The following is a 7519-nucleotide window of genomic DNA, read 5'->3' on the forward strand; positions in this document are numbered from 1 at the left end:
GCCTGAGCGGCAAGGAGCGGCCCAAGGTCTGCTTCGTCGCCACCGCGAGCGGGGACGCCGACAGCTATCACGACAAGTTCCTCGCCGGGCGGCCCTTCTCCGGCTACGGCTGCCTGACCGGGCAGGGCAACGGCGCCCGTTCGGGGCGCAGCACCTCGCGCACCCGGCGGATCAGTCCGGTCTCCCTGTCCACCAGGCGTTCGACGTCCAGGGCTCTGACCGGTTGACGGCCCGGTCCGGGCTCAGCCGGCAACTTCCGTGACGCCGAGGGCAAAGTTCCCGTGGCCGACCCCGTTGCCTGCGAGGCCGACGGTGAGCACTCCCGCTCCCTCCAGCCAGTGCGCCATCTTCAGGCCGCCGACATCCATCGGGCGCAGTCCGAGGCTCTCGATGAATGCCGCCACTTCAGCCTTGGCCTGCGCACCGTCGCCAGCGAAGAAGACGTCGGGGCGGCCCTCCTCCAGGACGTTACGAAAGATGGTGTTGAAGGCTTTGAACACGCTGGCGCCGGCCGGAGCCACCTTGGCGACCTCTTGCGCGATCGAGGTGGTCGCCTCGCTGTGGGCAAGTCCGTCGAACGTCGCGTTGAAGGGGTTGCTGATATCGATGATGATCTTGCCCGCGAGGGCGTCCCCGTACTCGGCGACTGTCGAGACCACACCGGCGTACAGCATGGCGGTGATGACGATGTCCCCGGCCGGGACGGCGCCCCACTCACCTGCGGTGGTGCCGCCGCCCAGGGTCTTGGCTAGGGCCTCGGCCTTGGACTGATCGCGTGCCATGATCTCGACGGCGTTACCGCCTGCCACTGCGCGCGTGCCGATCGTGCGGGCCATGTTCCCCGCACCGATGAAGGTGATGGTGCTCATGGGCTGTGCCTCTTCCTGTTCTCCGGCGCCCGTTCGCCAGGCGCTGCTCTGGCTAGTTGTGTGGTTCGGTCTCGTTCGTGTGGTTCAGATGGCGGTCGTGCCGCCGTCGGCGACCAGCTCCAGGCCGTTGACGTAGCTGGAGTCGGCGGAGGCCAGGAACAGGGCGATGCTGGCGATCTCCTCGGGCCGGCCCATCGTTCCGCGAGGGATGAGTGACTCGAATGCGGCGCGCGTCTCTTCGTCGAACAGCTCTTCCTGCTTGGCGGTGCCGACCTGCCCAGGGGTCAGGACGTTCACCCGGATCTTGCGGTCTCGCAGCTCGTTCAGCCAGACACGGGCCCAGGCCTGCTGGACGGCTTTGCTTCCCGCGTACAGACTCCAGCCGGGGAAGGCCCCGAGGGACGCGTTGGACCCGGTCATGAGGATCGAGCCGTGGTCGTTGATCAGTGGCATGGCCTTCTGCACGGTGAACAAGGTGCCGCGCGCATTGAGCGAGAAGGAACGTTCGAACTGTTCCGCTGTGATCTCGCCGAGGACGGCAGGTTCTCCCATCCCGGCGCTGGCCCACAGCACATCGATCGAGCCCTTCTCGCGCTTGACGATGTCGAACAGGCGATCCAGGTCGTCCAGATCGGACGCGTCGCCTTGGACAGCGGTGACGTTGCGGCCGATCAGCTCGACCGCGTCGTCCAGCGCTTCCTGCCGCCTGGCCTGGATGAAGACATACGCGCCTTCCTCGACGAACAGCTGGGCGCCGGCCAGTGCCAAGCCGGTGGATCCACCGGTGATCACCGCGACTTTTCCATCGAGCTTTCCCATGGTCACTCCTTTGAATAGATGAGTTCTCGAAATGGGAAAGGAGAAAGCCCAATTCTTTGATGTGCTAATCCTGATTTGGGCACTGCTATCAGATTCCGATCCCGAATTCTTGGACCGATTTCTCTCGGCCTCGTAAACCATGACACCGGCCTTGAGTGCACGTCCAAGACCTATTTCCGCCGTGGTGATACCCTCGAGGCATTGCCGGACCGGGAGGCTCCATGGATCTGGACCTGCGCAAGCTGCGCTACTTCGTCGCCGTCGCCGACAGGCTGCACTTCGGCCGCGCCGCCGATGACTTGCACATCGCGCAGCCGGCGCTCAGCCGGCAGATCCGTGCGCTGGAACAGGATCTCGGCGCCCCCTTGTTCATCAGGGACAGCCACGGCGTAACGCTGACTGACGCGGGCCGACAGCTGCTGGACGACGCCGGTCCGCTGCTTGCCTCCGCACACGCGGTCCGGCGCCGGGTTTCCGTGGCCACCCGTGGCGGCCAGCGGCTGGTAGTCGGCTTCCGGGCCGGCATCCCGGTCATCCCTGCAGCGCGGGCGTTCGAAGTCCAGCATCCCGACGTAGTCGTGGACGTGCAGCGCATGGAATGGGACGACCAGGCTCCGATGCTCCTCGACGGCCGCGTCGACGTCGGCTTCGTGCGGCTGCCCATCGACGAGACCGGCCTACGTCTGACTCCGCTCTACACCGAGCCGCTCATGGTGGCGCTGCCCGCCGACCACCGACTGGCTGGCAAGGATGAGGTCAGCGAGGCCGACCTGGCCGGTGAGTCGCTGATCTGGCATGCCGACCCGAGTACGCATCCCACCCGGCGCCCACACCCCGACTCCGGACTCCGAGCACGCGGCGTGGAGGAGAAGCTCGAGCACGTCGCGGCCGGCCGCGGCATCTCGTTCGTGGGGCGTTCGGAAACCGTGTTCTACTCACGCCCGGACATCAGTTATGTGGCCGTCTCAGATCTCGCGCCCGACCATGTATTCGTCGCAATGGCGAAATCGCGCACCTCGCCGCTGGCCGACGACTTCTTTGCCGCGGCTCAGGCAACGGCCGAGATCACGGCCGAATGCGGGAACCATGAGATGTGGCAGCTCGCGAATGACGCCATTTCAAAGCGCAGTTGAGCGGTTCCGCTGAAACAAACAGCCGCGGCCTCGACTTTCAGACCCCGGGCTGACCTGATTGCTGGGTGAGCTCGTCGCCGGCCCCGGCCGAGCCGCCCCGGTGGACAGCGTGATCAGCGCGGCGACCGCGATGGCCACCGCAGTGACGACGACGGTCGCGGACCAGCCGACCAGTTCGACCGCGGCCGCGCCGAACGCGGTCCCGAGACTCCCGCCGATGAAGTAGACCAGCATGTACGTGCTGTTGTAACGCGCGGGGGCAGCGGGATCGATGGCCAACACGGTGCTCTGGTTGGCCACCTGAGCGGCGAACAGACCGGCATCGAAGAGGGCAAGGCACGCCAGCGTCGCGATGGTGCTCGGCAGCGCGAAGGTCAGGGCCGTCGCCGAAGCGCCGGCGACGGCCAGACCCACCAGGATCACCCGCCTGGCCCCCACACGATCAGTCCAGGCACCGGCGGCCTGAGCAGCCAGGATGCCGGACAGCCCGGCCAGCGCGAAGAGCCCGATCTGAGCAGCGGAGTACGCGTACGGTGGCTCGGACAGGGCTGCTGCGAGGCCTGCCCATACGGCGCAGAACGCGAAGAACCACAGGGCGCCGCGGGCTCCCGCGAGCCGGAGCACGGTGTCGCGTACGAGCAGTCCCGGCAACGACCGAAGCGTGGCGAGGTATCCACGTGTGGACGTTCCCCGCGCGGCGGGGAGGGCCAACACCGAACAGACCGCGACGATTGCGCAGGCGGCCGCGAAAACCAGGACCATGTTGCGCCAGCCGATCTCCTCAGCAAGCCAGCCGCCGACGATCCGACCCGCCAGGATGCCGACCGAGATCCCGGCGGTGACGATACCCAGCACGGTGCCGCGCCGGTGCGTGGGCGCGAGCCGGCCGGCCACCGAGCTCAGGCCGGCACCCACGACCGAGCAGGCTCCGACAACACCGATCAGCAACCCCAGCACCAGGAGGTTGCTGATCACAGCGGTCAGGCCCAGCGCCAGGGACAGGACCCCGAACTGGATCCCGAGCACGCGCCTCGGAGAACAGCGGTCGACCAACGGAACCAACAGGCCCAGCCCGAACATGTAGCCCACCGGGCCGAAGGCCAGGGCCATGCCGACCGCTGTGATCGAGGAGTCGAACGAGTGTGCAACGTCGGCTATCGCGGGCTGCAGCGGGTAGATCGTCGAGGTCCCCAACGCCGCCGCAAGTGCCATGAACCACACGACTGAGCCGCGCAACGGCGCGACAGCGGGAGCCTCAGCGGCAAGGTCAGTGCTCATGCCGACCGACTGTAGGTAGCGGCATCGCGGCACGCTGGCCGGAAACGGACATCACCGTCTGGCCAAGTGCCTATCAGCTCAGACTCCGGATCAACCCTCGCTGTTGATGAGGTACTTCCCGTCGGCGTAGACCAAGCCCAAGGTCACTGTCTCGGTGCCTTGGCGACCGTCCTTCATCGCGTACCGGTAGTTGTAGGTCACCTTGAGCGGGTCGACGCTGGGGGAGACCGACACCACGCTGGTGCTCGCGACGGAGCCCCACCAGGCGCGATAGCCCTCGATGCCGCCGCTGCTGGCCTGGAACGCCGGGGTCAGCATCGAGCTGAAGGTGCCGTCGGGGTTCGCGGGTGCGGAGACGAGATAGCTGCGGATGAAGGCGTCGACGCCATCGGCGGTCGCACCGGCGGTCTCGCTCGCCGTGGGGCTCTCGATGGGGGAGGGGCTGGTCGTCTCGCTGGGCGTGGGCTCCTCGGGGGACTCTTCAGCGGACTCCTCCGGCTCACCGTCCTCGGTCGGCTCTTCGTTCGGCTCCGACAACGGCGATCCGGAGGCGGTCGGCGCCGGGTCGGCCTTCGGGTCGTCGCCACGGTTGGCCCACAGGGCCCCGCCGATCAGCAGCACCAGCGCCGCGGCGACGGCGGCGACCACGACCGGCAACCACCGGCGCCGCGCCGGTGCGCTGGTCGACTGTGCCTGGCCGGATGGGGCCGCCGTCGACGGCTTCGCAACCGCGGCGAGCGTCTGCGTACGCAGCGCGACCGGCTCCAGCTTCTCGTCCGGGAGTCGCCCCGCGAGGAAGTCGACGACGTCCTCGGCAGACCACCGCTCGGCGGGGTCGTAGGCCATCGTGTGCTCGAGCAGCGGCGCGAGCCGGCCGGCCAGTGGCGTACGCGGTGGGTCCTCGTGCACGACCCGATAGAGCGTCGCGAGCGCGTTGTCAGCGACGCCATAGGGAGGCGCGCCCGTCAGCGCCTGGAAGAGCGTGGCGCCCAGCGACCACATGTCGCTGGCCGGGGTGGCCCGCCCGCCGGTGGCGATCTCCGGAGCCAGGTACGCGGGGGAGCCGGTGACCTGCCCGGTCTGAGTGGTCTGGGAGTCGACGCCACGCGCGATCCCGAAGTCGGTCAGCTTGGCGCGGTCGGCGCGGCCGACCACGATGTTGGCGGGCTTCACGTCGCGATGGACGATGCCGGCGGCGTGCGCTGAACGCAGCGCGGAGGCCATCTGACCGATCAGCCTCGCAGCGTCCTCGACGGACATGGGGCCGTCGTCGCGCACCATGTGGGCGAGGGTCTTCCCCTCGACGTACTCCATCACCAGCCACGGCTTGTCGTCGTCGCGCACCAGGTCGAAGACGGCGACCACGTTCGGGTGGACCAGGCGTGCGGCGAGCTGTGCCTCGCGTTCGACGGCGGCATCAGACACGCCGTCGAGCGCGATCAGCTGCTTGAGCGCGACCGATCGCCCCAAAACCTCGTCGGTGGCGAGCCAGACGGCTCCCATCGCTCCCCGGCCGAGCTCCCTCTCGAGCCGGTACCTCCCTGCGATCACCCAGTCCCCTCAAATCTCGTCCACGTTCGCCAGGTCAACTCTAGGGGGTGTCGCCTACTACCCTTGCTTCCGGGACAGCCCGCTCCGGGCCCCGAAAACACCACCTGAGAACGATCTGAAAGGCACCACGTGTCCATCGATCCCACACTCCTCGACGACCTCGAGTGGCGAGGTCTCATCGCCGACTCGACGGACCGCGACGCGCTCTCCGATGCGCTGGCCGGCGGGAGTGTGAAGTTCTATATCGGGTTCGACCCCACCGCGCCGAGCCTGCACATGGGCAACCTCCTCCAGATCACGATGGCGATGCGCCTCCAGCAGGCCGGCCACACGCCTTACGTACTGGTCGGTGGCGCCACCGGCATGATCGGTGACCCCCGCGACTCGGGCGAGCGCACTCTCAACTCGCCCGAGACTGTCAACGAATGGGTCGGGAAGGTCCGCGGCCAGATCGAGCGGTTCGTCTCCTTCGAGGGCGAGACCGCGGCGACGATGGTCAACAACGCCGACTGGACGGCTTCGCTGTCGGTCATCGACTTCCTCCGTGACATCGGCAAGCACTTCCCGGTCAACCGGATGCTCGCCCGCGACACGGTCAAGAAGCGCCTCGAGGACGGCATCTCCTACACCGAGTTCTCCTACATCCTGCTGCAGTCGATGGACTACCTGAATCTCTTCCGTACGCACGGGGTGAGTCTTCAGTTCGGCGGCTCGGACCAGTGGGGCAACATCACCGGCGGCGTCGAGCTGGTCCGCCGGGTGACCGGTGAGACCGTGCACGCGTTCACGACCCCGTTGATCACGAAGGCCGACGGCACCAAGTACGGCAAGACCGAGGGCGGCGCCCTCTGGCTCGATCCGACGATGATGTCGCCCTACGCCTTCCATCAGTTCTGGCTCAACGTCGAGGACGTCAAGGTGGGGGAGATGCTGCGCGTCTTCACCTTCCTGTCGCACGAGGAGATCGAGAGCCTGGAGGCACAGCACGCGGAGAAGCCGTTCCTGCGCGTGGCCCAGAAGGCGCTCGCCGATCACATGACGACTCTCGTCCACGGGGCAGGGGAGACCGAGCAGGCAAAGCAGGCCGCGGCCGCGCTCTTCGGCGGCGGCGACCTGGCGACCCTGAGCAGTACGACGCTGGCCGCTGCGATCACCGAGGCCGGTGCCGTCGAACTGGAGCGTGGTGAGGAGCTGCCGACCTACGTCGACCTCTTCATCGCCGCCGGCCTCGTCTCCTCCAAGGGGGAGGCACGACGGACCATCTCCGAGGGCGGGGCGTACGTCAACAACGTCCGTGTGGAGGACGCCGAAGGCTCGCTCGGCGAAAAAGAGCTGCTCGGTGACGGCTGGGTCGTCCTGCGCAGGGGCAAGAAGAAGTTCGCCGGCGTGCGCTTGAAGTAGGCGCTGACCTGCGAGGACGCCCCGGGGAAGGTGACTGCCATCCCCGGGGCGTCCTTCGATTTGGCATGTACGTCGCCGAGGCGTAATGTTCATCTGGTCGCCGGGGTGCGGCGGGAAGCAAGCGCGAGTCTTCGGGCGGGCTTCCGGCCCCTGAGTCGGCCACCAACATTCTCGAGCGTCAGCTCGGTTCAGGGTTTCGGTCAGGTCTTCGGATCAGACGAAGGATCCATGGCGGACCAGAGTTTGAATGTCTTGTGCTGTGTTGGTGTGGATATTGCGTTATCCGATAACAGTGTGAATGCGCTGAATTGGACAACAAAGCGAGATCCGATAAAGTCCTCCAGGACGAGGCAGAAGCACCGGAGTTTGACCAGGAAAGCGCGGAACGCGCCGAGTTGGGAAAGCGAAAGTGAGTCTGATAAAGTCTGGCAGGCAGGACCGGAAGAAAGCTTCTGGAGCTGGCAAGGA

7 protein-coding genes and 1 pseudogene are annotated in these 7519 nt (G+C 67.1%); 4 read left to right on the top strand and 4 right to left on the bottom strand.

Annotation, left to right across the window (positions count from 1 at the left end; genetic code table 11):
• Positions 1 to 227: pseudogene (locus tag ABZZ22_RS26480) on the top strand (hypothetical protein); the annotation flags it as partial.
• 15 nt (positions 228 to 242) lie between these two features.
• Here the strand turns inward: ABZZ22_RS26480 and ABZZ22_RS26485 are convergent.
• Both ABZZ22_RS26485 and ABZZ22_RS26490 read right to left on the bottom strand, forming a co-directional pair.
• Entirely contained in the window at positions 243 to 869 is a 627-nt protein-coding gene (locus tag ABZZ22_RS26485) for an NAD(P)-binding domain-containing protein (RefSeq protein ID WP_354938376.1), read from the bottom strand.
• A gap of 84 nt (positions 870 to 953) precedes the next feature.
• The gene (locus ABZZ22_RS26490) at positions 954 to 1829 is read right to left on the bottom strand and encodes an SDR family oxidoreductase (protein WP_354938379.1); all 876 of its coding nucleotides are present in this window, start codon (positions 1827 to 1829) and stop codon (positions 954 to 956) included.
• An 80-nt stretch (positions 1830 to 1909) separates the two neighbouring features.
• Here ABZZ22_RS26490 and ABZZ22_RS26495 point away from each other — a divergent pair, with 80 nt between their 5' ends.
• Entirely contained in the window at positions 1910 to 2821 is a 912-nt protein-coding gene (locus tag ABZZ22_RS26495) for a LysR substrate-binding domain-containing protein (RefSeq protein ID WP_354938382.1), read from the top strand.
• Here ABZZ22_RS26495 and ABZZ22_RS26500 read toward each other — a convergent pair.
• Both ABZZ22_RS26500 and ABZZ22_RS26505 read right to left on the bottom strand, forming a co-directional pair.
• Positions 2807 to 4099 (bottom strand): MFS transporter, encoded by a 1293-nt coding sequence (locus tag ABZZ22_RS26500; protein WP_354938385.1) that lies wholly within the window; start codon positions 4097 to 4099, stop codon positions 2807 to 2809. The genes ABZZ22_RS26495 and ABZZ22_RS26500 overlap by 15 nt on opposite strands.
• 90 nt (positions 4100 to 4189) lie before the next feature.
• Positions 4190 to 5650: a serine/threonine-protein kinase gene (locus tag ABZZ22_RS26505; protein ID WP_354938388.1), complete on the bottom strand. Its 1461-nt coding sequence runs from the start codon at positions 5648 to 5650 to the stop codon at positions 4190 to 4192.
• A 129-nt stretch (positions 5651 to 5779) separates the two neighbouring features.
• Between ABZZ22_RS26505 and tyrS the strand changes: the two genes are divergently transcribed.
• Positions 5780 to 7051, top strand: a complete 1272-nt coding sequence (tyrS, locus tag ABZZ22_RS26510) for a tyrosine--tRNA ligase (RefSeq protein WP_354938391.1) — start codon at positions 5780 to 5782, stop codon at positions 7049 to 7051.
• Between the two features lie 228 nt (positions 7052 to 7279).
• Positions 7280 to 7519: hypothetical protein (locus ABZZ22_RS26515; RefSeq protein ID WP_354938394.1), on the top strand; the 240-nt coding region annotated here is incomplete at its 3' end.

Source organism: Nocardioides sp. NPDC006273 (assembly GCF_040613495.1).
Lineage (GTDB): Bacteria > Actinomycetota > Actinomycetes > Propionibacteriales > Nocardioidaceae > Nocardioides.

Coding starts and splice junctions, on each gene's coding strand:
- ABZZ22_RS26490 (WP_354938379.1), bottom strand. CDS start 1,829: ATGGTTTACGAGGCCGAGAGAAATCGGTCCAAGAATTCGGGATCGGAA.
- ABZZ22_RS26485 (WP_354938376.1), bottom strand. CDS start 869: ATGAGCACCATCACCTTCATCGGTGCGGGGAACATGGCCCGCACGATC.
- ABZZ22_RS26495 (WP_354938382.1), top strand. CDS start 1,910: ATGGATCTGGACCTGCGCAAGCTGCGCTACTTCGTCGCCGTCGCCGAC.
- ABZZ22_RS26500 (WP_354938385.1), bottom strand. CDS start 4,099: ATGAGCACTGACCTTGCCGCTGAGGCTCCCGCTGTCGCGCCGTTGCGC.